At 60.7% G+C, this 23,228-nt stretch carries 28 protein-coding genes and 1 pseudogene; 10 read left to right on the forward strand and 19 right to left on the reverse strand.

Annotation, left to right across the window (positions count from 1 at the left end; all coding sequences use genetic code 11):
* The 3 genes from L286_RS31110 to L286_RS31120 all read right to left on the reverse strand — a co-directional run.
* A partial coding sequence (locus L286_RS31110; RefSeq protein ID WP_021223217.1) for a TolC family protein occupies positions 1–633 on the reverse strand: 633 nt, incomplete at its 3' end.
* A complete protein-coding gene (locus tag L286_RS31115) occupies positions 630–2,237 on the reverse strand; it encodes an MFS transporter (RefSeq protein ID WP_021223218.1) in 1,608 nt (535 codons plus the stop codon). The genes L286_RS31110 and L286_RS31115, both read right to left, overlap by 4 nt.
* Positions 2,234–3,262 (reverse strand): HlyD family secretion protein, encoded by a 1,029-nt coding sequence (locus tag L286_RS31120; protein WP_021223219.1) that lies wholly within the window; start codon positions 3,260–3,262, stop codon positions 2,234–2,236. The genes L286_RS31115 and L286_RS31120 overlap by 4 nt, the downstream gene beginning before the upstream one ends.
* A gap of 88 nt (positions 3,263–3,350) precedes the next feature.
* On the opposite strand from L286_RS31120, the gene L286_RS31125 reads away from it, so the two are divergent.
* Positions 3,351–3,986, forward strand: coding sequence for a TetR/AcrR family transcriptional regulator (locus tag L286_RS31125; protein ID WP_007683631.1), 636 nt, complete (start codon positions 3,351–3,353; stop codon positions 3,984–3,986).
* 251 nt (positions 3,987–4,237) lie between these two features.
* Here the strand turns inward: L286_RS31125 and L286_RS48380 are convergent, their stop codons facing one another.
* Positions 4,238–4,594 (reverse strand): hypothetical protein, encoded by a 357-nt coding sequence (locus tag L286_RS48380; RefSeq protein WP_125445766.1) that lies wholly within the window; start codon positions 4,592–4,594, stop codon positions 4,238–4,240.
* Positions 4,595–4,717: 123 nt separating this feature from the next.
* On the opposite strand from L286_RS48380, the gene L286_RS31130 reads away from it, so the two are divergent.
* Complete coding sequence (locus L286_RS31130) at positions 4,718–4,924, forward strand: helix-turn-helix transcriptional regulator (protein WP_031293189.1); 207 nt, start codon at positions 4,718–4,720, stop codon at positions 4,922–4,924.
* A gap of 289 nt (positions 4,925–5,213) precedes the next feature.
* Here the strand turns inward: L286_RS31130 and L286_RS48385 are convergent, their stop codons facing one another.
* The 5 genes from L286_RS48385 to L286_RS31150 form a co-directional block, all read right to left on the reverse strand.
* Positions 5,214–5,621, reverse strand: a complete 408-nt coding sequence (locus tag L286_RS48385; RefSeq protein WP_125445767.1) for a DUF6527 family protein — start codon at positions 5,619–5,621, stop codon at positions 5,214–5,216.
* Positions 5,584–5,883, reverse strand: a complete 300-nt coding sequence (locus tag L286_RS49760; protein WP_021223221.1) for a ThiF family adenylyltransferase — start codon at positions 5,881–5,883, stop codon at positions 5,584–5,586. Before L286_RS49760 ends, L286_RS48385 begins: the two co-directional genes overlap by 38 nt.
* Entirely contained in the window at positions 5,841–6,386 is a 546-nt protein-coding gene (locus L286_RS48390; protein ID WP_152522332.1) for a DUF6791 domain-containing protein, read from the reverse strand. Before L286_RS48390 ends, L286_RS49760 begins: the two co-directional genes overlap by 43 nt.
* Positions 6,346–6,597, reverse strand: coding sequence for a multiubiquitin domain-containing protein (locus L286_RS31145; protein ID WP_020818058.1), 252 nt, complete (start codon positions 6,595–6,597; stop codon positions 6,346–6,348). Before L286_RS31145 ends, L286_RS48390 begins: the two co-directional genes overlap by 41 nt.
* A 96-nt stretch (positions 6,598–6,693) precedes the next feature.
* Positions 6,694–6,903: a hypothetical protein gene (locus L286_RS31150; RefSeq protein ID WP_020818059.1), complete on the reverse strand. Its 210-nt coding sequence runs from the start codon at positions 6,901–6,903 to the stop codon at positions 6,694–6,696.
* Positions 6,904–7,041: 138 nt separating this feature from the next.
* On the opposite strand from L286_RS31150, the gene L286_RS31155 reads away from it, so the two are divergent.
* From L286_RS31155 to L286_RS31170, 4 genes are read left to right on the forward strand one after another with little or no spacing between them, the layout of a single operon-like run.
* Positions 7,042–7,254: a transcriptional regulator gene (locus tag L286_RS31155; protein ID WP_020818060.1), complete on the forward strand. Its 213-nt coding sequence runs from the start codon at positions 7,042–7,044 to the stop codon at positions 7,252–7,254.
* The gene (locus tag L286_RS31160) at positions 7,251–7,880 is read left to right on the forward strand and encodes a hypothetical protein (RefSeq protein ID WP_020818061.1); all 630 of its coding nucleotides are present in this window, start codon (positions 7,251–7,253) and stop codon (positions 7,878–7,880) included. Before L286_RS31155 ends, L286_RS31160 begins: the two co-directional genes overlap by 4 nt.
* A gap of 2 nt (positions 7,881–7,882) precedes the next feature.
* Positions 7,883–8,365 (forward strand): helix-turn-helix domain-containing protein, encoded by a 483-nt coding sequence (locus tag L286_RS47860; protein WP_084498508.1) that lies wholly within the window; start codon positions 7,883–7,885, stop codon positions 8,363–8,365.
* Between the two features lie 18 nt (positions 8,366–8,383).
* Positions 8,384–9,316: an ImmA/IrrE family metallo-endopeptidase gene (locus L286_RS31170; protein WP_031293191.1), complete on the forward strand. Its 933-nt coding sequence runs from the start codon at positions 8,384–8,386 to the stop codon at positions 9,314–9,316.
* 221 nt (positions 9,317–9,537) lie between these two features.
* Here L286_RS31170 and L286_RS31175 read toward each other — a convergent pair whose 3' ends face one another.
* Positions 9,538–10,449, reverse strand: a complete 912-nt coding sequence (locus L286_RS31175; protein ID WP_125445768.1) for a hypothetical protein — start codon at positions 10,447–10,449, stop codon at positions 9,538–9,540.
* Positions 10,450–10,711: 262 nt separating this feature from the next.
* Here L286_RS31175 and L286_RS48395 point away from each other — a divergent pair, with 262 nt between their 5' ends.
* Positions 10,712–10,966, forward strand: coding sequence for a hypothetical protein (locus L286_RS48395; protein ID WP_125445769.1), 255 nt, complete (start codon positions 10,712–10,714; stop codon positions 10,964–10,966).
* A 281-nt stretch (positions 10,967–11,247) separates the two neighbouring features.
* Here L286_RS48395 and L286_RS31180 read toward each other — a convergent pair whose 3' ends face one another.
* From L286_RS31180 to L286_RS31195, 4 genes are all read right to left on the reverse strand, one after another.
* Complete coding sequence (locus L286_RS31180) at positions 11,248–11,619, reverse strand: response regulator (RefSeq protein ID WP_020818066.1); 372 nt, start codon at positions 11,617–11,619, stop codon at positions 11,248–11,250.
* Positions 11,612–13,903, reverse strand: a complete 2,292-nt coding sequence (locus tag L286_RS47460) for a PAS domain S-box protein (protein ID WP_020818067.1) — start codon at positions 13,901–13,903, stop codon at positions 11,612–11,614. Before L286_RS47460 ends, L286_RS31180 begins: the two co-directional genes overlap by 8 nt.
* Positions 13,904–14,480: 577 nt before the next feature.
* On the reverse strand, positions 14,481–14,960 hold the full coding sequence (locus tag L286_RS47865; protein WP_157838161.1) for a Mov34/MPN/PAD-1 family protein: 480 nt from the start codon (positions 14,958–14,960) through the stop codon (positions 14,481–14,483).
* Entirely contained in the window at positions 14,957–16,720 is a 1,764-nt protein-coding gene (locus tag L286_RS31195; RefSeq protein ID WP_160167737.1) for a ThiF family adenylyltransferase, read from the reverse strand. Before L286_RS31195 ends, L286_RS47865 begins: the two co-directional genes overlap by 4 nt.
* 244 nt (positions 16,721–16,964) lie before the next feature.
* Here L286_RS31195 and L286_RS31200 point away from each other — a divergent pair, with 244 nt between their 5' ends.
* A complete protein-coding gene (locus L286_RS31200) occupies positions 16,965–17,390 on the forward strand; it encodes an MbcA/ParS/Xre antitoxin family protein (RefSeq protein WP_200875326.1) in 426 nt (141 codons plus the stop codon).
* Between the two features lie 5 nt (positions 17,391–17,395).
* Positions 17,396–18,088, forward strand: coding sequence for an RES family NAD+ phosphorylase (locus L286_RS31205; protein ID WP_021223227.1), 693 nt, complete (start codon positions 17,396–17,398; stop codon positions 18,086–18,088).
* Positions 18,089–18,302: 214 nt separating this feature from the next.
* Here the strand turns inward: L286_RS31205 and L286_RS31210 are convergent, their stop codons facing one another.
* The 3 genes from L286_RS31210 to L286_RS31220 form a co-directional block, all read right to left on the reverse strand.
* Positions 18,303–19,307, reverse strand: coding sequence for an aldo/keto reductase (locus L286_RS31210; RefSeq protein WP_021223228.1), 1,005 nt, complete (start codon positions 19,305–19,307; stop codon positions 18,303–18,305).
* 26 nt (positions 19,308–19,333) lie between these two features.
* A complete protein-coding gene (locus L286_RS31215; protein WP_020818074.1) occupies positions 19,334–19,630 on the reverse strand; it encodes a putative quinol monooxygenase in 297 nt (98 codons plus the stop codon).
* 77 nt (positions 19,631–19,707) lie between these two features.
* The gene (locus L286_RS31220; protein WP_020818075.1) at positions 19,708–20,505 is read right to left on the reverse strand and encodes a type 1 glutamine amidotransferase domain-containing protein; all 798 of its coding nucleotides are present in this window, start codon (positions 20,503–20,505) and stop codon (positions 19,708–19,710) included.
* Positions 20,506–20,622: 117 nt separating this feature from the next.
* Here L286_RS31220 and L286_RS31225 point away from each other — a divergent pair, with 117 nt between their 5' ends.
* A complete protein-coding gene (locus tag L286_RS31225; RefSeq protein ID WP_020818076.1) occupies positions 20,623–21,576 on the forward strand; it encodes a LysR substrate-binding domain-containing protein in 954 nt (317 codons plus the stop codon).
* Here the strand turns inward: L286_RS31225 and L286_RS49240 are convergent.
* Together L286_RS49240 and L286_RS31235 are read right to left on the reverse strand one after the other, a co-directional pair.
* A pseudogene (locus L286_RS49240) lies at positions 21,572–21,978 on the reverse strand (integrase); the annotation flags it as partial. The gene L286_RS31225 and the pseudogene L286_RS49240 overlap by 5 nt on opposite strands.
* Entirely contained in the window at positions 21,972–23,045 is a 1,074-nt protein-coding gene (locus L286_RS31235) for a patatin-like phospholipase family protein (protein ID WP_020818077.1), read from the reverse strand. The pseudogene L286_RS49240 and the gene L286_RS31235, both read right to left, overlap by 7 nt.
* Positions 23,046–23,228 lie beyond the last annotated feature (183 nt).

Genomic DNA, 23,228 nt, shown 5'->3' on the forward strand with positions numbered 1-23,228 from the left:
CTCGCCGACCAGCCGCGCTATGTCGCCCTGCCCCCGCGCTTCGACGACCGCGTTGGCGCGCAGCGCCTGTGCGGCGCGCAGGTCGATATAGGAGCGGACAACCTCTGCGACGACCTGGATGACCGTCCCTCGCCGCGCCTCCTCGGCCGCCTCCGCGCGCGCCTCGGCGCTTTCGACCGCCCGGCGCGTTCCGCCCCACAGGTCGATCTCCCACGACGAGTCGAAACCGGCGTCGTAGATCGAAAGGCCGCGGCCCAGCCCCGGAACCTTGCCGACGGGCAACTGGCCATTTTCGCTGAGCCGGCTTTCGGTCGCGGTCGCCGAAACCCCGGCCTGCGGCAGTTCGCGCCCGTGGACCGCGTCGCGATTGGCGCGCGCCTCGCGCAGCCTCGCCCCCGCTTCGGCCATGTCCTTGTTGCCCGCGATCGCCGCTTCGACAAGCTCGGTCAGCAACGGATCATTGAACTTGCGCCACCAGGCGCCGTCCACGGCTTCGCCGCTCGCTTGCCCGACCCAGCTTTCGCCGACGGCGATTTCAGGGCGCCGATAGTCGGGGCCGACCGCCGCGCAGCCCGCCAGACCGGCGGCGAGAACCGCAGCCAGCGCGATTTTCACGGGTCGCTGCCGCTTCATGATCTTGCCTCTGCTGGAAAGGATTTCGGTTTCCCCATCGTCTTGGCGAGCAGTATCTTGAACGCCAGGATGCAGGGCGCGCCGAAGACGAAAAGCAAGGCGACGAGGGTGAAGGCGGTGTCGAAAGCGATCACCGCGCCCTGCCCGCCGACCGCGCGGCCGACCATCGCGGTCGCGGCCTTCGCGGCCACGCTTGCCTCGACGCCGCGCGATACCAGCAGGTCGGTCGTCGCCCCGATCCGTTCGGCGAGCGCGGGCGATCCCGCATGGATCGCCGCGCCCAGCACCGCCTGGTTATGGACCATCCCGTCATCGATGGAGGTCTGGAGCGCCGCGACGCCGATCAGCCCGCCGAGCTGGCGCCCGATGTTGAAGATGCCGATGCCGAACGCGACGCTGGCCGGGGGCAATTTGCCGAACGCGATCAGCATGATGGAAAGGAACAGGAAGCCGAGGCCGAAACCGCGCAGCAGGACCGCCGGCATCATGTCGGCGGCGCCGCTTTGGCCGTTCGAGCCGGAAAGCATCCACATGGCCGTCATGATCGACAGGATGCCGAAGGGCACCGTCGCCACCGGCGGCACCCCGCGGGCCTGCATCAGCCAGGCGGCGAGCAGCAGCGTCGCGAGGAAGCAGCCGCCGCTCGGCAGCAGCAGCGCGCCCGCCTCGGTCGGCGTGAAGCCCAGCACCGATACCGCGAAGGCCGGAATCACGAAGCCGCTGCCGAACAGCGCCGCGCCCGCGATGAAGCTGACGAAGAAGGCAAAGGCGAAATCCGCCGTCCTGAAGGCCGAAGGATCGAGAATTCGGCCGCTCCCCACGCGATATTGCCGGACCGCGAACAGCAGCAGGCCGGCCGCGGCGACAGCGGTCATCCAGCCGATCCGGCTCGCCTCGAACCAGTCCCATCGGCTTCCCTGGGTCAGCACATAGGTGGCGCAGGACAGCGCCATGCCCAGCCCAAGCAGGCCGACCCAGTCCAGCCGGCGCGGCGGCGCGGGCCGGGCGGGCGTCGGATCGGCGATGAGCAGCAAGCCCGCAGCGCCCAGGGAAAGCGGCAGGACCGCAAAGAAAATCCACCTCCAGTCGTGATTGTCGACCAGCCATCCTTCGAACAGGGGCGCCGCGGTCGCCGGGGCAACGACCGATCCCATGGCGAACATCGCCTGCAGGATCGGCTGGCGCGCCGCGGGGAAGTTCCAGAACAGGATCGCCTGTCCGCTGATCAGCAAGGTCGCCCCGGCGATCCCCTGAACCATCCGCAGGACGATCAGGAAATCGAGCTGGGTCGTCGACGCCGCCCCCGCGCACGCCGCGCCCATCGCCAGCGTAGCGACCAAAAGCAACCCGCGCGGATCGATGCGGGTCAGGAGCCAGGGCGCGAAGGCGAAGCCGATGAACTTGAACGCGGTATATCCGACGTCGAGCCATGCGAACTCGTCGGGCGTGGCCGAGGTGTCTCCAATGATGTCGGCGCGGCCCAGCGCCAGCAACGTGCCCGCGACCGCTTCCGTCAGGCTGGAAAGGATGATGCCGGCGACGAGGAGCCGGCCGGTCGCGGCGCTTGAAGGCGCCGCCGCCGCCGGGGCAGCGAGGGCGGTCATGACCTTGCGCCGCGCTCGACTTCGACCCGTGCCGACAGGCCTGGGACCAGCCGTCCGGGAAGCGGGTTGCGCTGGATTCGGATCTTCACCGGCACGCGCTGCACGACGCGGACGAAATTGCCCGTCGCATTGTCGGTGGGGATCAGGGCAAATGCCGATCCGCTGCCGGGCGCGAGGCTGTCGACGACGCCCTTGATCACGACGTCGGGATAGCCGTCGACGCGTATCCGCGCGCCCTGTCCGGGGCGGATGTGCTCCAGTTGCGTTTCCTTGAAGTTGGCGACGACGTAGAGATCGGCAACGGGAACGATGTCGAGCAGCGAAGCGCCGGGCGCGACGAGCCGACCGACGCGAACCTGCCGATTGCCCACGACGCCGGCGATCGGCGCGCGCACCACCGTATTTTCCAGGTCGATGCGCGCCAGATCGCGCGCGGCGATCGCCTGCGCAAGGGCCGCGACGGCTGCCTGGCGCTGCGTGCCCAGAAGCTCGACACGCTGGCGCTGGGCATCGATTGCAGCGGTCGAGACGGAGACGCCCGCCTCCGCGCGCGATCGCGCCGTCTCGCTTTCGTCGACTTGCGCCTGGCTGATGGCGCCGCCGTCGATCAATTCGTTACGGCGATCGCTCGTCCTGCGCGCAAGACCCAGGTCGGCGACCGCCGCGCCGCGCTGCGCCGCCGCCTGACGGACCAGGATATGCTGCAACCGTATGTCTTCGCCGCTGTTCGCCAGCCGTGCCTGGGCTGCCTTCACATTGGCTTCGGCCTGCGCCAGCTTGGCCCGATAGTCGCGATCGTCGATGCGGAACAAAATATCGCCCGGCCGGACGGCCTGATTGTCCCTCACCGCGACCGAAACGACATATCCGCCCACCTTCGGCGCCATGGAGGTCACGTCGCCGCGCACATAGGCATTGTCGGTTTCCGCCGCGCCGCTGCCGCCCCACACCCACGCGCCCAGCGCGACGCTCGCGGCCGCGACGCATAGCAGCATGCCAATCTTCTTCCCGTCAGCGCTGGCCATGAAATCTCCGGTAATAGGAATTACCATTGACCCATAGGGTAATCCCAATTACCAGTCAATGGCGTAGGCGAGGGAAGGAGACGTGCCAGTGAGCCAGACGCCGGGCCGGGGCCGCATCAAGGTCGGTCGCGACGAGCTGCTTGCCGTTGCGGCGAAGATCTTTTTCGAACAGGGCTACGCCGCGACGCGCATCGACGACATCATCGAGCGGACGGGCGGTTCGAAGCGCAACATCTATGCCGAGTTCGGCAACAAGGAGGGACTGTTCGCCGCGATCGTCTCCGAACAGGCCGGCCAGGCGCTGGCCCCGCTGGCGATCGACAATGCGGCGGGCCAGAAACTTGAGGAGGTGCTGCTCGACTTCGGCCGCCGGCTGATCGACATCTACATGTCACCCGCCCTGCTGGGCGTTTACCGCATCGCGATCACCGAATGCGCCCGCTTTCCCGAACTCGTGCGGCGCTTCTACGATCTCGGCCCGGGACGCGCGGGCGCCACGCTCGCGGACGTGCTCAGGGCGGCCAAGGCGCGCGGAGAGATCCAGACCGACGATTGCGCCGTAGCGGGCGATCATTTCGTCAGCATGATCCGCGGGAACATGCATCTGCACGTCATGCTTGGCCTGCGCGACCCGCCGGATGCCCAAGAGCGGCGCCAATTCGTGGCGTCCGTCGTCGATCTTTTCCTGAACGGGCTCGTCCATGCCAGGCCGGAACAGGACTAGCGACCCGAATCCGCAGCGCGTCGCATCGCGGGGAGACCTTGTTGGTCGATATGGGCCAAAATAGTGGCTGGGGCGGCAGGATACAAATTCCCGTAACAACACATTGATAATGAAATATTATTAAATAAAATTATAAATTAAATTCAACATTTTATACAACATATACATGATCCATTTTCGGATTCATTGAAACTTATTAATCTATGACGGAATATTTTCAATAAAAAACTCTTCAATCGTCTTATATTGTCTCAATAATTACCAAATTCAAGAGTGCATTTCTTGCTTGCGTACCGAAGAGGCTTCGATATCGCCCACCGCAAACCCGTGATGCAATGGAACACCCAGGTGAAGCCAAGTTGCCCGGCGCAACGCGCCTTGGTCGAAGCGACGCGCTCTGCCAGCTCGACGCCGGAGGCCCAAGCGCTTGTGCCTGGCGCGATGACCGCAGGGTGAACCGACAGACTGCCCCCAACACGAATCGCGCATTGCGCGCCGTTCTTCAGTGCGTGCCACAGTCCTTTCGTCTCAAAAAAGGCTCTGCCGCTGTATTTGCCCTGGCCTGAACGTCCGGCAGCGAAAATTTTCTGGCTATGCTTGTCCCCCACAGAATCTCTTTGGCCCCATCTCGCCCAAGTCTCGGATTCTCAGGGGCTTGACGCTGCAAGCACCGCTCCTAATCCTGACGCTCAGGGGCACACCACATGTATCGCAACATACAGGAATTCGCCATGACCGCTCAGCCGCCAGACCGTATTCTCCGCCTCAACACTGTGCTTGACCGCACCGGGCTCAGCCGGGCCACTCTTTACCGGAAGATAGCGGACGGTAGCTTTCCCAAACAGATCCGCATTGCCAGTCGATGCATGGGGTGGCGGGAATCCGCCGTTAACGCCTGGATCAGCAATCCCATGGTCTATAGCGTCGAGGATGGCTGATCACATCCCATCCAAATTGGCGCCAGTTGGCGTTGCGTCGCTCCCGTCCTGATCTACATTATTCCCACCGCTCTTTCCCCCTTGGGGCGGCAAACACACCGAACCTCTTCCCCGCCGTTGAGCTTGCTCCGGCGGGGTGACTTTCCTTCATGCACCTTGCATTCTGCTTGGATAGGCGCGTCCGGTGGATTTTTGACTGGGCTGTCGACAGTCCTGACAGGCAGCTTTCGGGCGGCAGGTAGCTAAGGTTGTCGTTCGTTAATACGCAACAATGATAGTAGTCCGGGTACTACCTTCCAAAGGTTGACTTGATTTGATCGATAAACCTCAATGCTGCATTCCGAAGACGAGCAAGCCAGGATTTCGGCTTGGCGTCGATAGCGACATGGCGGGAAATCTGCTTCTGCATGAGCGTTCTCGCCGCTTCTGTGCTAAACGCATCCAGCCACTCGACCTGTCCGGCTGAGATGACATAATGTGATTTGCAGGGACCATCGCATACTGCGATGGAAGGGCGGATCGTGGCAAACCCGTTATCGCAATAGACCTGGTGGCTATCGGGAACGAGGAGCGTGATGCGGTGGCCGCAGCCGCAGGCACAGAGAAGTCCGGCGAGCTCGAATTCCTCACTGTGATAGACAGTTTCAGGCTCCAGCTGCTTAGGAATCCGTTCGACCGCTTGATAGGCAAACCTCATTCTGAACCCCCAAAGCGATCAAGATCAAAGGATGCGCCAGCGCGTCAACCTTCTTCATTCCTACTGCCCGATGGATGAAACCGGGGATTCTGAAGAGCGTGTGGATATGGACCTTATCATCGTCGAAAAGGCCGATCTTTTCCAAATGCGTCCGGGCGATGAAATCGAGGATGTAAGCTCCCGTGCCGCCGAGGCCAATGATTGCTACCTTTATGCCCCTCAACCGCGAAGCCACGTCATTGAGGTGGTAGCGTGACGACATTGAGTCTGAATGCGCAACGGACTGTTCTGTGCCGCGGCTTTGATTTCTATGCCGCGCAGCGGGCTGGCATCGGGGAAAACTGCCATCGCGGGTGCAACGATCACATCGAGATAAGTGCGCACCTTTTCTTCAAACGACCGATATGGGCGCATTGCGCCAGAAGCGAGCAATTTGAACGAAAAGGAATGGTTGCAGACAAAGCCGTCAGCCACCTGGACGGTAGCCGCGCCACCGCCCAATCGCAGCGCCCGCCCGTTCTGATCGTGCGGACGGCATCCCTTGAACCATGCCTGATGGTCGCTTGGGGCATCGATGACCCAGTTATTCAGATCGACTGGACTTGCCCAATCGCCATATTCGAGCTCACCGGCGCTGTTGAGGCACGGTAACCCGTAGATGACGAAATAGGCGTTGACGAAGTCGAGGCGATAGCCCTGTTCCTCCAAGTCCCGGATGAAAGGATTATGACTCGCCAGTTCCTGAAACTCTGAAGCGCATTCCATCTTTAACCATTACCTCCTGACCTGGCGCGAGGGTGCCGCTGATGTTAGCGGAGTGGCCGCGTGAATATTTGATGAGATACTCGGTTGAAGAGGCGCCGCCGTCCTGAAGGTAGTAGGCGACGACCTCGTCATATGAGATTTTCGCCTTGGCCACTTCGTGGTCGTCTTGGTTGACGATGATGGTGACGGTCTTTTCCGGCTTTTCAGGCATGTTTTGAATCCAATGCAAGGGTTGGGTGTTGCGGCTTCGGAATCGGACCAAGGCTCCAAAGCACTTTGGCCGGAATGGGGATGAATCGTCGGTTCATCAGGAATTCGGGCTATCGCGCCCGTCGGGTTCACAGGCGACGCCTTTGAACGGCTTGCCGTCCTGCTTCACCTCCATGAAGTGTCCGGTGCGCTCGTTCCGTTTCTGATAGTTGCCGTCGGTCCGCTGAAATTGGGTGCGAGCGGTTACAGCGCCGCGACGGAAGTCATTCCCTGTGTTCTTGGCCATGAGATCGATTTCCTTGTTCAAGCCTGCGATTCACCCCGGCTTGAGATCGACCGCCGGATGGTGTGGATATGATAGCTAGTTTTTAGCTAGTCAAAGGCTATTTTTTGATTGACATTTGCCCGGGCATTGTGTAGCCCCACTCCCGCTGAAGGAGGCGTAATGGCTGCCAAGAAGACGATGACGCTCAACCTTACGGATGCGGAAATGCACGCACTCGAAGGCCTTTGCGACAAAAAGGATTTGAGCAAGACGGCTGTGCTGCGTCAGGCATTGCGGCTCTATCAGCTTGTTGAAGCCCGTGTTGAAAAGGGCGACAAGCTGTTTTTCGAGGACGAAAAGAGCAAAGAAAAAGCGGAAGTCATGATGCTATGACCGCAGCGATCAGTCCGATCGCACTCTTGAACGCGACGAGCGGCAAGCCTGAAGAAGCCGAACTCTGGGATGCGATAACCGAAAAGCAGCTGGGTGACTGGGAAGCCGAATGGATCCCGGAGCTCTTCAAGGCGATCCAGAAACTGCACCGCGCCGGTGTCGAGCGGGTGCATTGGCCGCAAAGTCGGCATTGGAATTGGCGTCAGAAGACCCAGGCTTTGCAGGGCATGTTGGCGCATCCCGGCTTCAGCGTCGTGTGCAACGGAACCACCCAGGGCATGATGATCGTGGACATCACAACGCATCGTTGCCGGGTTGAGAGCCAAAAAGGAAAGGACCTAGTTTATGTCGAATATGTTGAAAACGCGCCGTGGAACCGCCCCGAGCTGGCCAATCCGCCGCTCTATCGCGGTATCGGCAGCATTTTGATCAGGGCTGCTATCGCACTCAGTATCGAGGAGGAGTTTAAGGGAAGGATTGGCTTACACGCCTTACCGCAGTCGAATGGCTTCTATGCCAACACCTGCGGCATGACCGATCTTGGCATCGACGCAAGCTATCATGGTTTGCGCTATTTTGAGATGACGCCGGAGCAAGCCGAATCCTTCATTGCCAAAGGAAATTAGCCATGAAGATCGAGATCCCCAAGGATTGGTGTCTCAGGATGGCATCGCTAGAAGGTGACACCGAAATTGGTGCCGGCGTCACCGCCGCTGATCCGCTTTTTGATGGTGAGGCAGAAACGCAGGATATTGGCGAAGATGAGCCGAGCATTGCTTTTGGTCGCTTTGTCCGTCTCATGCGGCGCGACAAAGGTTTGACGCTTGAGGAACTTGCCGAGCAAGCCGACATTGACGTCGCCGAACTCGTAGAGATTGAGGACGATGTTCGTCACAAGGCTGAATTGCGGTCCGTTTATCAGCTGGCCAATTATTTTCAGGTTCCGCGTGGGAACCTGATGCAGGTGGCCGGTCTGACGACACCCAAGAATGACAACCTCATTCAAGAAGCCGTTCGATTTGCTGCGCGATCTGAGCCTGTGGCAGCACTTAGCCAGGCTGAACGTGCTGCATTGGAGGCGTTCGTCACGGTTTTGAGCGAACGGGACTGAACGTCAAGGAGCAGGCGGTTGAGCAGAAATCGACTTCTATCCGAGAGAACCGCCCATGATATCGATGCCCGCGTCGAACGGGTGTTGAAGGGGCTCGGGAATCCCGAGCCCCCGCTCCGGCTCGAAGACGTGCGGCATTTGCTCAAGCTCGATCTCAAATTCTACACGGCGAAGGATCCGAGCGTCACGCAGGAGGCGATTAGCAGGATCAGAGTCGCCACGCTTCAGGTTTTCAATCGTCCGGCACTCATTCTGGACGCCATCCACAAGTGGTCCTTGAAGGCGCTGTATCTGCCCGATCGCAAGCGTATCCTGCTTGATGGCGACCTGCCGATCAAAAAGCATCGATGGAACGAAGCGCATGAAATCGGTCACAGCCTTTTGCCGTGGCACGAGGATGCGATGCTTGGCGATAATAGCCACACCCTCTCTCCCGAATGCCATGAGCAGGTCGAAGCCGAAGCCAATTTTGCCGCAGGCCGCCTACTGTTCCTGCGCGATCGATTTACGGAAGAAGCCCTGTCGATGTCGCCGACCATCGAGACCGTGAAGAGCCTGCACCGCGTTTTCGGCAACACGCTGTCGACAACGCTATACCGATTCGTCGAGACTGCGGGCGCTCAAACTCCACTGGTCGGGATGATGACCGGCCATCCACACGTTTCTCGCCGCAAGCCGGACTTCGATCCAGCGAATCCCTGTCGGCATTTCATCCGGTCGCCGGCCTTTGCCAAACACTTCGGTAAAGTAGGCGAGTTGGAGCTGTTCAAGGCTGTCGCTGGATATTGCGGAGCACAGAGCGGCGGGCCACTCGGCAGTTGCGAACTGGTGCTAACCGACGACAATGGCGATCAACATCGCTTCTATTTCGAGACATTCTTCGCCTATTGGGACGCACTGACCCTAGGTGTGTACCTTAAGCCCGAAATTCAAATTGTCGCTGCTGCTTAGCTGGAACATCAGCTGTCCAGTCGCTTAGCAGCTCTCGCACCCCTCTGTGCCTCAGACACGAATCAGTCAGACCCTCGTAACCTTGCAGAAATCGCGGAAATTTGAGTGGAGTGGCTTCTCGCGTTAGAGATGAGCCACGCGTCAACGTTGGTGAATGTGTGGCAGGAATCGCGGACGCTACTGGGTCGTATCAATGGCAGCTTTGTTGGCGATCCTGACGGTCAGTCCCAGGCGCTTTCGCACCCCGGAGCTATCTTCGAGAAAAGGGCGAATTCGCGGTAAACTTCTCGCACCATTCCGAATAGCGAGTGAAAGTCACAATGCGAAATCGGAGCATGGCGGAAAATGCCGTATCTGTTATCCGGATGCATCGTCATAATTCTATCGTCGTAAAACTCTTCAAAAAAACGCATCCCCGACTGATCTTCATTACAAAGACGGTGAACGAAGCTTTGGGCATCATATGATGATGGGTTAGGATTGCCTGCCTTCATTAGTTGCCGCCGCACGAGTGAAAATAGCGCATCTAAAGCTATGTAAAGAGCGTAATTCGCCTCTTCTGCAAACTCAGCATGCATCGCGACCATTCGAGACTTCAGTAGGGCATGGAGGCCCCGCATCATAAGATCATCGTCGGTGCTGACGGCTAAAAATATCTCTGCCAGCAGTGCCGGGTTCAATGGTCGATGATGATACTCGAACGGGGGCCCATCGATTGCCAGAATTGGGGGCGATGTAGCAAGACGGCGCATCCCCGCAATTTCTGTTCGCAAAGCTTTTTCGGCCGCATGCAGGAAATCTGGGTCGTGTAGCGGCCCATCGTATTCGAGCGCGAACGAATCTGACACCGGGTAAGGAGCCACTAAACCTTCATCGAAGCCTACAGCCATAACCATGGCGGCGAGGAAGCGAACTTCGACGTCTGCGAGCTCATCGTACTCCGTATAGTATTCCCGGTTCTTGGCGGCTGGAATGTAACGACACGCGGTAAACATGGTGCTCTCGGTTTGGTGGGCGACAGCCTCCTCAAGCCGGATCGGGTCCGCCCAATACCGGCCAAAGGTCGACATTGGCCGAACTACGACATGGGGCCGGTCTTCCCAGTGGGGCACATGGCGGAAGGTCAGTTTCACGGGCGCAGCTTGGCCTATCTTTCCTCACAAGTCACGGGACCTGCTAAACGGCGATCTGCTGAATCTCCCCTGCGTCCATGGAAATGGAAGATATCATGAACCCACGCGGGCACGGCTGCAGATGTTCGGGGTGTGGGCGAGCGATCTGGGGGCACTTCTGATAGCAGCTGCCACTTATCGCGGCCATTTCGAGCGGCAGCTAAGCCCAATGACACCTCGCTGGCACCAATGCGGCGGCGAACTGAATGGAGGGCAGGTATCAATGAGCGGCTCGGGTGCCGGGGAGGTCAGCTTTGTCGGCGGCAATTTGCATCACATCGTTCCGGTAGCACCCGACCAAACCAAGACGTTCGTGCTGGCTCGCTCGAACGACAGGTGCGGGGAGAAGCAGTATTCGGGCCTCACGAACCTGCCCGGTGGGCGACCTCGTCCTGCCGCCGAGCGTGAAGGTTCATTTACAGGGAGCCGACGTCAGATTGCGTTGAAGTCTGTCGATATCGACACCGTTCTCCATTGAGCGATGGTGCCGCTGGCGAGTACACGGCCGATTGCGAGAGCATGGGGGCTTGCGCCCGGGTTTCGTGTCTTGCTTGTGGTAGTCGCCATCCTGATCCCCTGCGCTGGCAGAGGCCGCTGCAAGCAGACCAACAGGCAGTGCGACGGAGATGTTCCCGAGAAAAGTTGCTTTAGTCGCCTATGTTATAATGATCACTCCAATTGCCTCCTCAAGCTGCCACAGCGAACCAACGACGATGCACGAAGCATTGTGAACCCGGCTATAGTCATGCTCCTGTCCGTTCAGGAGTGCAGCACTCGATCAACCGCCTGGATCAAGCGATGCACGCTGATCGGCTTCTCGCAGAGCGGGATACCGCTGAAACGCGGAGGAAGGGCAGACTTGTCGTAGCCGGTGGTCAGCACGACCGGGACCCCGCGCTCGATCAGAAGATCCGCGGCCGGGAAAACCATCTCCCCGCCGAGATTGACGTCGAGGATCGCAGCGTCGATCCGCTGCTCGCGCTGGATCAAGGCCGTCGCGTCCTCAAGATCGCCGACCGGCCCGATAACAAATGCGCCGGCGTCCTCGAGCTCGGTCACAAGCTCGACAGCAAGCATATACTCGTCTTCTACGACGAGTACGCGGCAGCCGCGTAGCGCACCATCAGCCATGCGCTTCCTCCTCCGCGGGCCGGGTCGCCGATATCGGAAGAGAAATAGTGCAATGGACACCGTCCTGGCCGAGTTCGAATGTGGTTCGCGCCTTCAGTTGATACGGCAGGGCCCGCTCGATCAACTCACGGCCTTGACCTCCACCACTCGGCGTAGAGCTCGCGCTTGACATCGTGACGCCGCTCTCGCGCCAGTCGATATAGAGCCATGGGCCCTCCGACGCGCTGTTCTGCTGCTCGACTCGCCACTTTATCCGCAACCTGCCATCCGGCTGCCCGAGCGCGCCATATTTTACGGCGTTGGTCGCCAGTTCATGGAGCGCCATCGCCAGCGTCTGCACCGTCGATGAGCGAAGCCTCACATCTTCAGGTCCATCGAGACTGACCCGGTCGGCAGCTCCATCCAATGCCGCCAATTCGGCCTTGATCAACTCCCCGAAGGTCACTCGATCATGCTCGTTCAGGCGCGACAGGAGGCCTTGGACGCGCGCCAGTGCCTCCAAACGGTCGCGAAAGCGATGACGGAAATCCGGCAGATCTGCGCTCGCACGAGCCGTCTTGTCCGACATTGAGCGGACGACTCCCATCAGGTTACGCGTGCGGTGCTGGAGCTCCGCGACCAGCACCTGCTGGCGTTCCTGAAGCTCCCGGATGTCATGAATGTCGGTCGACGTGCCAAGCCATTCGGAGATCGCGCCGTGATCGTCGCGCACGGGAGCGGCGCGGGTCTGAAACCATCGATATTCGCCGCTCGCGGCATGGGAGATGCGCGCCTCTACCTCGAAGCTGCTCCGCTCCGACGCCAGCGACCAGGCGTGGCGCGCAGCATCACGATCGTCGGGATGGAAGGCTCCGAGCCATCCCCAACCTATGCTTTGCTCAGGTGAGAGCCCGGTATGTGCACTCCATTGCGGGCTGGACCACGTCCAATCCCCATTTCCAACGGCGCGCCAGACGAGCTGAGGTATGCCCTCCATCAGCACTTGGAGGCGAAGTTCGGCTTCTCTCAGTTCGGTGAGGTCATGGCCCACTCCCGCGATAACGGTGACTTTGCCGTCAGGACCGAGGATCGGAAAGTCGGTATCGCGCAGCCAGCGGATCGCACCATCAAACGGGCGCCTGATGCGATAGTCGAACGTGACCTGTTCACCCGCGCGAACGCGCTCGGTCGCGGTACGGGCGGCCTCGCGGTCTTCCGGCACGATGATTTCGAGCCAAGTCCGGAAATTATCGCCCCGTAGAGCCTCGTCGCGGCTCATACCGTACACCGCCTCGAACGCAGGCGTCAGATACTGCCACTGGAACGTCTCGGCGTCTCGCATCCACAGAATGTCGTGGGAAGCCTCGCCAAATTGGCGGAGCCGCTCCTCACTTTCGCGCAGCGCCGCCTCCGTGCGGACACGATCGGTGACGTCCTGGCCGATCTTGAGATAGCCGCGGAGGCTCCCGGCCTGATCCTTCAGGGCTATCGTCTGTCCATCAAGAAAGACGCGCGTCCCATCCTTCCGCTGGTGCCAGCGTACATTCGGGAAGGTCCCCTGGACGCGTGCGCCGAAAAGCTCTCGATCTGGTACGCCTTTCTGGCGATCCTCCGGCGTGAAGATCATGTCGGTCGTCGCACCCATCGCCTCGGCCGCCGACCAGCCCAGGATATCTTCCGATCCACCGAGCCAGTCGGTGATCCGATCGTCGGCGTCGCTGACCACCAGGACATATGCCCGGGCATTGTCCACGATAAGGCGCAGGCGTTCGTCGGTTTCCTTCAGGGCCGCAGCGGTCTTCAGGCGATCGATAACGGGACCGACCACCATCGAATATGTCTTGAGAAACTCGATATCCTCCTGACCGAACTTTCGCGGAATTCGGGAATCCACCTGCAACACGCCAAAGGGCATGCGGCTTGGCAGAAGGATCGGCACGTTCACCAGTGCCACGACGCCATGATCGATCAGGAAGCGCGGAAACTCGAAGCGCTCCTCATGCCTGATATCGTTCGTGATCACAGGCTCCGTTATTTCGATCGAAAACGCTTCCGACGATCGCTCGGTAAGGCTGACACGCTCCTGCCCGACGATCCCGGGCTTCCATCCGACACCGGCGCGAACGAGACCCGTTTTCGTACCGCGCTCGATCTCGATGACTTTGGCCAGATCGGCATCCAGCGCGCTGGCGATCAGCCGGCAGGCCTCGTTGAGGATTTCGTCGAGATCATCGTGGTCCAGCACGAAATCCCCGAACTCGGAGAGGGCGCGCTGGCGCCGCGCAAATTCTTCCTGGTCAGCCATCTTAGCCTAACGCCTTCGGCGCCACTTCGTCCCCGGACAGGGAAATTTCTTTCCTATTGATCCATAGCAATCGGGTTGCAGTGCGCTGGGCGCTTATCGTCGGCGATCGAGCCGGAGCGCTTCCGTCTTCGCATACCGTACGTGATCAATGTGCGACTGCATTCCGGATCGGCGCGCGATCGTTGCGATCGTTGCAGCCGGTCGGAAGAAGACGAGGCCGACACGAGGTAGGTAGTCCAGCAGGACTGTCGGAAAATAACTGCCCCGTTCCCGATGCTTATGTCAGGAAGGCGATGGAGGGGACCCGTCGAACTGATCCTCAGAATGACACTCTTCCCGGCTCCGCAACAACGGCAGGTTTGGTTAGAACTGGTCGTTCTGAGGGACGCCACCGAATGGCAGCAATGTCCCAGACCACGTCTTTCAGCAGTGCAGTGGACAGTGTGAACGTATGGCCGGTTCCGATGCCCTGACCAAAGGCCCCGAACGTCCGGAATGTCGGCGACAGTGGCTTTGTGAAGATCGGAACCCATTTGCTACTGGAATTTGTCTACTGCAGGTTAGGTCCACCGATCTTCTATAGGCCCCAATTTTCAGGCGGTTCAAAGATACGGACGTCAGTCTCAATGGACCGCGCCCGTGCCAGCAGGCCCGGCTTGCTATAGATCCAGGCCCGGCTCTCGTAGCGTTTCTCACTCAGCGAGGTGATGAGCATCGCGGCCCTAGGGACCCGCTTGCCGATCCGGCGCAGGGTCATATGATCCTCATTGCTCATCACTGCCGGGGTATCCGGATGCGTGTGCCAATCTCCAAGATAATCCAAATCGCCAGCGCTGACCGAAAATGCCTGACCTATTTGCTCCAGTTGCCAAACATGATCCGGTATGAAGGCGTGCCGCCCGTGCATTGCACGCGGTCCAGGACCGATGACCCGGGCCACAATCCGATCGTCCCCATCGTGCCAACCCAGCATCACGCCGCCTGTTTCCAGCGGATGGAATGCGGTGCCCAGTTCAAGAATTCGGCGACTTGCGGCGGCACTGAGCCAGAGAGTCACGCAACCTCCCGGCCACAGCAGATGAGTTGCGCGCGGGCATGGCCGATCTCCCAGGTCGGTAGAATCCGTTTCCCGCTCTTGAAGTGCGAGAGGACGGCAACGTCCCAATCCCCCGCGTCGAAGACATCCGGAATGGTGACGGCAAGCACACCGCGAACAACTTGTAGCGACACTTCCTGCAGATCGAACGAGCCCCCCGTGAATGTCGGCGCATTGCATCCGACAGGAAGTACGGTGCCGCCGGTGTCTTCCGCGGGCTGCGGTAATGTGCCGTCAAGCCATTGAGATTGGACGCAGAGGAAGCACGCTGGATGATTGGTCGCGAACTTCGCAACCACGCCGCCTGCGGCGCCGAGGGTCGCATAGCCGATCACAAGAGGTGTTCCGATATCCTTGCAATGAAACGCCAGCGCCTGCTGGCATTCGGTTGACGCCGACGTGTCGATCACGACGTCAACCGAGCCGATCAGCGACCGCAATTGCTGCAGGGGGTTCACTTGGAGGCGCCCCAGCTCCTGCAGGTCAGAAAGCGCCGCGCCGACTTTGGTTTGGCCGCTAGACGCCTGCGTCCACGGGTAGTTTTGCTGGATGAACCCTGCGAGCACTTCGGACTTGGAGACACCCCATACCGGGCGACCGAGCGGCCAGCGAACATAATTGCCGGGCTCGACCAGGTCGGGATCGAACAGGCTGATTTCCTTGAAACCGGCTCGCGCCAGCTCAATAGCGGCGAAGCTCCCGATCGCACCACATCCTATAAGCAGGGCCTTCTTACCGCGCAGCGCGCTGGCGACCGGCAATCGACTGAACATGTCGTCGGAAATGCCATAGCCCCGGACGAAGCTGACTTGGCGACGCTTGCCGAACCATCGACTAGCCAGGAAAATCCATCCATCACCAAGACCATTCGGACCATAAGCGACCTCCTCCTCAATGAGAATCGCCGTGATACTCAAGGGGGCTTTCCCGATCTTCGTCCAGGCGCTTGCTTCCCCCTGGAACAGGTTCGCCTCAGCTGCGACCAGTGCTTCTGCTTCGGTCAGGAGGGCTGTCGCGTCCCGTCCATGTGTCGGTTTCATGCGCACCCATCGGGCTGGCAGTGGCGACCACTTTCCTGTGCGCTGCGGCAGTTCGAATGGCTCCGCGAGCCAAACCCCTTTAGCAGGTTTCGCCTGCGTCATGATCGCTTCGAAAGGTGCGCCGTCCTTCTTAGGGCGCGCTATCGGGCGATCCTGGCTAACGGCGGTCGCTGGGCCGAATTTGCCGGTTGGAGCCGCGCGCCCTTGTCCAAAATACACGGCAGAGTTGGTTTCACCCTGGCCGTTAAAATAGGCCGAGAGCGGATCTGGGTAAGGCTCCTCCGCCTTAGCCGCTTCTTCCCAAGAACCAGCATCGCGGTGGCCGATGGCATCGAACAGCTGCTGCAACTGGCGATCGATCATATCAGCCACAAGTTCGTTCGGGTCCCACTGGCCATTGCCTTGGATCAAAAGGCAAAGGGCCTTGCTGTGCGGATTTTGATGGCAATCGAGTTCAAGATCGGGTGCCGTCACTTCGGGGCGGCAATAGGGATGTAACGAGGAGAACCCGACAAGTAGCCGAATATCTCCTCGCTCCTTGGCCGGCCAGATTGCTTCCAATAGGAGGAAGCCATCTGACTTGTGCTTGACCGAGACTGCAGCGCCGTTGCGTTCAAACGCGGCCAATTCGGCCCGATACAAGCCGTCCCACACCTCCCACCAACCCTCGGCCGCGGTCATCCGTTCAACCAACCGGGCGGTGGGGCGGCGGGTTGGACGGCACCGGCGGACCATCCGGACGGCCAGGTGTATGGCTCGGCGGGCCTTTGGGCACATCGGGGTGCTGCGGATGATCCGGGTGGCCCGGCGGATTTCCATTGTTGCTGTTCATCATGCTCTCCTGAGAGGACTCTTGACGCCGTGTCATCATAGACTAGAATCGCGTTCGAGTCCTGATTTGAACTGTATGCATCAGGACTAATTTGTGAATCAAGTCCACAAATGGACCGGGGAGCTTTTTATGGGCAATTCGCAAGCCGATGCTCGCGCGGGCATGGGAACGACCCGGATTCCGGTGGAGCTAGAGGCCTTTTTCCAGATCGCGGAACGCTGGGAGTTGACCACCGACGATCAGATCAGGCTCTTGGGCTCACCGGGTAGGTCGACATTCTTCAAATGGAAGAAAGAGGGGGGAACGCTTCCGAATGATACGACGGAACGCCTCTCTCACATCTTGGCCATATGGAAGGCCCTCCGTATCCTGTTCACAGTCGACGAACGCGGCGACGCGTGGATGCAAAAGCCTAACGAATTTTTTGATGGCCAGTCTGCTTTGGCTATCATGTTGCGAGGAGGAGTCGCAGACATATATCGAGTACGGCAATATCTGGATGCTCAACGCGGGGGTTGATCGCAATGGAGTTGGTCGACATCGAATGTGAACTTTACAGGCTCATTCCCTCGCGTTTCCCGCCCGTTTCTGTTTTCGACGGCCTCGTGGCAAACGACAGGCTCGATCAACTCGCGGAGATCGAGGCGCGCACCAATCCGCGCTTACAGTCAGATGAGCGGCTGCGAGTCTTATATGGTGATAGCGGGTCGCCGCAGCTTCAAAACTGGAATCTCGCTCCATTCAAATACCTCAACCCTGAGGGGAGCCGCTTCTTCCCACCTACTCGGCCAGCATTAGAACTTTCCGATAATCAACAGACGGCGCTCGCCGTAGCGGTCGCTCGGCGCGAGGGATTCCTGCGGCGAACGAGTGAGGCCGCACTTGGCTTGGACATGCGGATGCTCAAGACCCCGGTGGTGGGAAAGTTTGCGGACATGTCGGAAGTTTCGCCCGACCTGGAGCGGGAAAAACGCTGGGAGATAGCAAGAGATTTGCCAGAAGCGGCGGATGGCATCATCTACTGCCCCCCTGAGCGACCGTCGCACCGCTGCTACGCGGTTTTACAAGGCGACAGGCTGGGGCGAACCATCCAGACGGTTCACTATCGTTTTGCATGGGATGGATCACGTATTTCGGCCGTCTACGCCTTCGATGAAGTAGGCCGACGGTTAAGGCCCGAGGACCTTTCTTCGCCAGACGACGCTCTCGCCGCGTAGCCGCTTCCGACCATTATTGCCCGTAGGCATTGTCGTGAATGGACGACTGCTTTGTACGGTCCGGCTCGTGAGCAGAAACGGCCGGTTTGTCGCGAATGTGGCCATCGAGAAGGCGGCGGCGGAATTGGTAGGCAAAAGATATCGAAGCTAGTCCAAGCCGGCGCAATTACTGATCGATCGCCTGAGACACATTGAGCCTCAGGCGACCGGCTGATCAGAGTGGCAGTGGTGCCGCCGGGTTGACGAGACCTGCTTCGCGCAGCTCCCGCCAGAAGTCCGCCGGGATCGTCTCGTTCAACGCAGCGGTGTCTTCTGCGATGCGCTGCGGCCGGCTGGCGCCGGGGATCACCGCCGCGACCGCCGGATTGGCCAGCGAGAATTGCAGGCCGGCCGCTTTCATGCTGATGCCGTGACGGTCGGCAATTGCCTTGATCGCCGCGACCTTGACCAAAATCTCGGGTGTGGCGGGCGCATATTCGAAGTTCGGGCCACCGACGAGCGCGCCCGAGCTGTAAGGGCCGCCAACGACGATCCCGAGACCGCGCTCGGCGACCTTCGGCATCAGCCGCTCCAACGCCCGGTCATGGTCGAGCAGCGTGTAGCGGCCGGCGAGCAGCGATCCATCTGGCCGCGGCCTGTCGAGATCGAGCAGCAGCTCGACCGCCTCGACCCGGTTCACGCCCAGGCCCCAGGCCTTGATTGTGCCCTCGTCGCGCAGCCGGTCGAGCGCCCGGAACGCGCCGGTGCGCGCCTCCTCGAACCTGGCGAGCCATTCGTCGCCATAGAAATCCTGCGCCACGTCGTGGACCCAGACGATGTCGATATGATCGGTCTGCAGGCGCTTCAGGCTATCCTCGATCGAGCGCAGCGTCGCGTCGTGCGAATAGTCGTTGATCACCTTGTTGGGACGGCCATTGGCGAACACATCGCCCTTCTCGCCATTGTCGCGCGGCGCCTGCTCGATCTCGTCGAGCACGATGCGGCCGACCTTTGTGCTGATCACATACTCGTCGCGTGGCTTCCCCTTCAGCGCTTCACCCATGCGGATTTCGGCGAGGCCAGCGCCGTAGAAGGGCGCGTTGTCGAAATAGCGGATGCCGTCACTCCATGCGGCCTCGACGGTCGCCAGCGCTTCCTCCTCGGAGATCGCGCGAAACATGTTACCGAGCGGCGCCGCTCCGAAGCCCAGGCGGGAGGGAAGAATGTCCTTCAGTGCCATGATGTCGGTCCTTGTGTCTGGAGGATTCAGGCGACTGCCAGCGGATCGAACGTGAACGCGCTCCGCTCCGCGAGGTCGTTAATGGCGGCCAGATAGGCCTGAAAATGAGGGCTCGCGCGATGCGCAGCGACAGCGTCGGCGTTCCCGTACAGCTCGTCGAGCACGTAACGGCCGGGCTGCGCCGGATCGACCCACAGGTCGTAGCGCAGATTGCCGGGCTCGGCGCGCGAGGGGGCGAGCATGCCGTCTAGCAGGATGCGCAGCGCCTCGGCCTTGCCCGGACGCGCTGTCAGCACCGCGATGATCTTGATGTGGCTGGTCATGATGGTCGTTCCTGGCTGAGGTGAGTAGGTATGGGGGGCGGAGCGCCTGCGCAACGCTCCGCCGGTACTTCTCGTTCTCATGCGGCCCGACGTGCATCGAGCGCATCGATCAAGGCTTTCGCGATCGGATGATCGGAGCGCGGGTTCTGCCCGGTGATCAGCTCCCGATCGACGATCACGTTCGGCTCGAAGTCGACGGCCGTCGTCTCGACCTTGCCGCCGGCGGCGGTCAGGGCATGCGGCATGTCGAAATACATCTTCGCATGCAGGATGTGATCCTCGACCACCTTCTCCTCCGTCGCGGAGAAGATCGTCATCTGATAGCCGGCATAGGGCCAGCTCTTCGCCCATTCGCGTGCCTTGTCGTCAGCACCGGCGATCAGCGCCGCGCGGAAGGCGCGAGGGTCGTCCATCGCCGCGGTCAGCGCGATCGGACCGTGGCAGAGCAGCGCGGTGGGCTTGGCTGCCGCGTGGAAGTGGCGCAGGATGTCGCCGACTTCCGCGTCCTGCATCAGGTCGACCACCGGGGCCTGGCCGCCGGGGAAGAAAACGCCGGCATACTGGTCGAGGCCATCGTCGATCACCGCGCGGAGCGTGCGTGGCGCGTTCATCGCCGGGCTGTTGTCATAATAGTTGCGGGCGGCGCGATACGCGGCTTCGTCATTTTCGAAATGCGCTGGAGCATCCGACGCGGCATCGATGATCGGCTTGCTCCCATTCGGGGTGGCGAGCACGACCTCATAGCCGGCTGCTTCGAGCGCCATCGCCGGAACGACCGTCTCGTTGAGATACTGGCCGGTCGCGCCCCATTTGTTGCCCTGCACCTCGATGCGGGTCGCGTTGGAACCGATCAGCAGAACCTTACCCTTGCTCATGGAAACCTCCTGTCATCCGATCTCGTCCGCGTTCCGGACGATCAGGAGATGCGCTTTCCCAACTCATTGCAGAAGTTTATTTCTTGGATTTTGGATATACGTATGAGAGCATAACTTATGCGCTACGACCTCAATCTGCTGCCGATCTTCATCGCGCTGATGGAGGAGCGCAGCGTCACCCGCGCGGCCGAGCGGCTGGGCATGACCCAGCCGGCGCTGTCCAACGCGCTGGCGCGGCTGCGGCTGATGCTGAAGGACCAGCTCTTCATCCGCGAGCGCTATGGCATCCAGCCGACGGCGATCGCGCTCGAACTGGCACCGGGGATCGCGGACGCGCTGGCGAGCCTCGACGACGCCGTACTCGGGCAGCAGGACTTCGATCCGACCAGCGCCGAACGTCTCTTCACGATCGCGCCCAATGGCTATGTCGAGTTCGTGATCGTCCCCGCGCTGGTCGCGCGGCTCGCCGAGGTCGCTCCGGGCATCAAGCTCAGGCTGACGCCTTACGGCAACGACTTGATCGAAACCGGCGTCGTCTCCGGCACCACCGCGATGGTGCTCGGCCGCATCACGGAGCCGCCCGACAATCTCGTGGTCCAGCATCTGATGGACGAGGGCCTCGAATGCGTCGTGCGCGCCGGTCATCCTGAAATCGGAGAGGCGATCTCGCGCGAGCAGTTCGAGAGCATGCGCCACGTCAACGTTGTGCCGCCCGGCCGCATGCGCGCCGGCCTGTTCCAAGCGTTAGCCCAACAGAATCTCAAGCGCGAGGTGGCGCTCTCCGTCACCAATTTCTTCGCGGTTGCCGAGATGATCGCGGTCACCGACTATGTCGCAACGCTGCCGCGTCTCATCTGTCGCCGTCTGGCGCACGATGCCCGACTGCGCATCCTTCCGCCTCCAGTCGATCTCGGCAGCTTCCCGGTCGAGATGGCTTGGCATGTCCGCTACCGCCATGATCCCGCGCATCGCTGGCTACGTTCGCTGGTCGCGAAAGTGATCGGCGAGCTCACCGATGCGTTCGATCAAGCCGTCGGCGTGTCCAACAACGGCGCAGCATTTCAACAATAGAGCCGGTCTGTATCAGGATAACATCTGAAGGGCCCGTCCGCCTCTGAGAATGCGTGCCATAATCTTCGCTCGGCAGGCCGATCCCCGTTACCCACTCATGCACCAGGCGAGCGTATTGACGGGTGCTCATGTGGGTCGAACGATCGGTGCGGCTCGGAAGGCATAATCCTCCAGTGATCCGCCTCGCAATTCCAACCACCGGAGCAAGCTGGGGCGAGCATCGTCCATCAGTTGGAACTGAACCGGCCTCCCGGTCTTCTGTTGAACGACGATCGCCCGCGTCCGCACCTTCCGGTCAAAAACGGTGTCGCCGATCTTGATCTTCACCAAGTCACAGCCGCGCAGTTTACTGTAGATGTCGGAGCGAATTTGTCGCTCCGAGACCGCTCGCAATCTTATCCTTGGATGGGCTGCATGGAGAAACGAACACGCTCAAACCCTTTCCGAGTTCGAGGATCGGGCTGGTAAACCGACAAGCCCTGGCCTCCTATCGCTATTTCACCACGCCCAAGAGCAGTCAGCATGCTCGTCATAGCTTCGTGGCCCGCGCGCCAGCGCGCCTCGGCAGATTGGCTGGAGAAATCGAACGCCTTGCCGGCAACCTCCTTGGCCTGATCCGCATAGGCAAGGCGCAGCACCGTGACGGTCGCTGCTCTGTCGCCCCCGACATCAAAGAGCGCTTGCCAGGCAGCGAGAGCGCGACGGCTTTGCGTGGCGAACATGAGATCCTGGCTTCGCTTCGCGCTTTCCCTCAGCGTGCGCGGACGACTTCCAGATAGCGGCAGCAGATCTACCGCGATGCAGAGCAGCGGCCGCGTCCGCTTTTCGGACAGGATGATATCGAGGGGCAGGTTGACTGAAATGCCCGCGTCTCCCAGCAGCCGCTCGCCGATAGCGACGGGCGGGAACAGCGGAATGAGCGCGGCGCTCGCCCGAATCTCGTCGCAGCCAATCCAATGGCTACCCGTGTCGAAAGCAATATCTTCGCCGCTTTGAATATCCACGGCCGTGACCGACAAGCGCGGAGAGCCTCTATTCAGCCTGTCAAAATCAACAAGGCGCTGCAGAGTGTCGGCTAGCGGCCGCAGATCATAGAGGCTGGCAGGCTCGTCATTGCCCAGCGGGTTCCACCAGGGGCCGTAAATATGGCGGGGCACGAACAGCCCCGGATGCCCGCTAGCCAAGGTCAATGCGGTCGCCCAGCTGCGCCTCACTGTCTCCACGACGGCGGGCAGGTCGATCGGCTCGGCATTGCCGCTGCATTTCCACAACTCGCGGAGCCGGCTAACCCGGTCGGAATCCTTGTTGCCGCAAATCACCGCGCCGTTCACCGCGCCCGCAGACGCACCAGCGATCCACGAAGGCTCGAGTCCCTGATCATGGAGCGCCTCATAGGCTCCAGCTTGATACGCGCCTAGTGCGTTCCCGCCGCCAAGCACCAGCGCAACTTCATAGGGTCGGCCGTTCACCGGGAGCTGTCCAGAGCCATGCGTGGGTTCTGATGGTAAAAGACGAGCGCCACAATATCTCCTGTGCTGTAGCATCCCAAACTGCTGGCAGGATGCGTCGTTCCACTGTGAGATGATGCTCGTCACCCCTTTTTCAGAGAGCCCTGGCGTTCTTATATCGCGTCTGCCGGACCAGCCGGGACG

The sequence above is a fragment of the Sphingobium sp. HDIP04 genome (assembly GCF_000445085.1).
GTDB lineage: Bacteria > Pseudomonadota > Alphaproteobacteria > Sphingomonadales > Sphingomonadaceae > Sphingobium > Sphingobium indicum.

Coding starts and splice junctions, on each gene's coding strand:
- L286_RS31115 (WP_021223218.1), bottom strand. CDS start 2,237: ATGACCGCCCTCGCTGCCCCGGCGGCGGCGGCGCCTTCAAGCGCCGCG.
- L286_RS31120 (WP_021223219.1), bottom strand. CDS start 3,262: ATGGCCAGCGCTGACGGGAAGAAGATTGGCATGCTGCTATGCGTCGCG.
- L286_RS31130 (WP_031293189.1), top strand. CDS start 4,718: ATGACCGCTCAGCCGCCAGACCGTATTCTCCGCCTCAACACTGTGCTT.
- L286_RS48385 (WP_125445767.1), bottom strand. CDS start 5,621: ATGAGGTTTGCCTATCAAGCGGTCGAACGGATTCCTAAGCAGCTGGAG.
- L286_RS49760 (WP_021223221.1), bottom strand. CDS start 5,883: ATGTCGTCACGCTACCACCTCAATGACGTGGCTTCGCGGTTGAGGGGC.
- L286_RS48390 (WP_152522332.1), bottom strand. CDS start 6,386: ATGGAATGCGCTTCAGAGTTTCAGGAACTGGCGAGTCATAATCCTTTC.
- L286_RS31145 (WP_020818058.1), bottom strand. CDS start 6,597: ATGCCTGAAAAGCCGGAAAAGACCGTCACCATCATCGTCAACCAAGAC.
- L286_RS31155 (WP_020818060.1), top strand. CDS start 7,042: ATGGCTGCCAAGAAGACGATGACGCTCAACCTTACGGATGCGGAAATG.
- L286_RS31160 (WP_020818061.1), top strand. CDS start 7,251: ATGACCGCAGCGATCAGTCCGATCGCACTCTTGAACGCGACGAGCGGC.
- L286_RS47860 (WP_084498508.1), top strand. CDS start 7,883: ATGAAGATCGAGATCCCCAAGGATTGGTGTCTCAGGATGGCATCGCTA.
- L286_RS48395 (WP_125445769.1), top strand. CDS start 10,712: ATGAGCGGCTCGGGTGCCGGGGAGGTCAGCTTTGTCGGCGGCAATTTG.
- L286_RS31180 (WP_020818066.1), bottom strand. CDS start 11,619: ATGGCTGATGGTGCGCTACGCGGCTGCCGCGTACTCGTCGTAGAAGAC.
- L286_RS47460 (WP_020818067.1), bottom strand. CDS start 13,903: ATGGCTGACCAGGAAGAATTTGCGCGGCGCCAGCGCGCCCTCTCCGAG.
- L286_RS31195 (WP_160167737.1), bottom strand. CDS start 16,720: ATGACCGCGGCCGAGGGTTGGTGGGAGGTGTGGGACGGCTTGTATCGG.
- L286_RS31205 (WP_021223227.1), top strand. CDS start 17,396: ATGGAGTTGGTCGACATCGAATGTGAACTTTACAGGCTCATTCCCTCG.
- L286_RS31210 (WP_021223228.1), bottom strand. CDS start 19,307: ATGGCACTGAAGGACATTCTTCCCTCCCGCCTGGGCTTCGGAGCGGCG.
- L286_RS31215 (WP_020818074.1), bottom strand. CDS start 19,630: ATGACCAGCCACATCAAGATCATCGCGGTGCTGACAGCGCGTCCGGGC.
- L286_RS31220 (WP_020818075.1), bottom strand. CDS start 20,505: ATGAGCAAGGGTAAGGTTCTGCTGATCGGTTCCAACGCGACCCGCATC.
- L286_RS31225 (WP_020818076.1), top strand. CDS start 20,623: ATGCGCTACGACCTCAATCTGCTGCCGATCTTCATCGCGCTGATGGAG.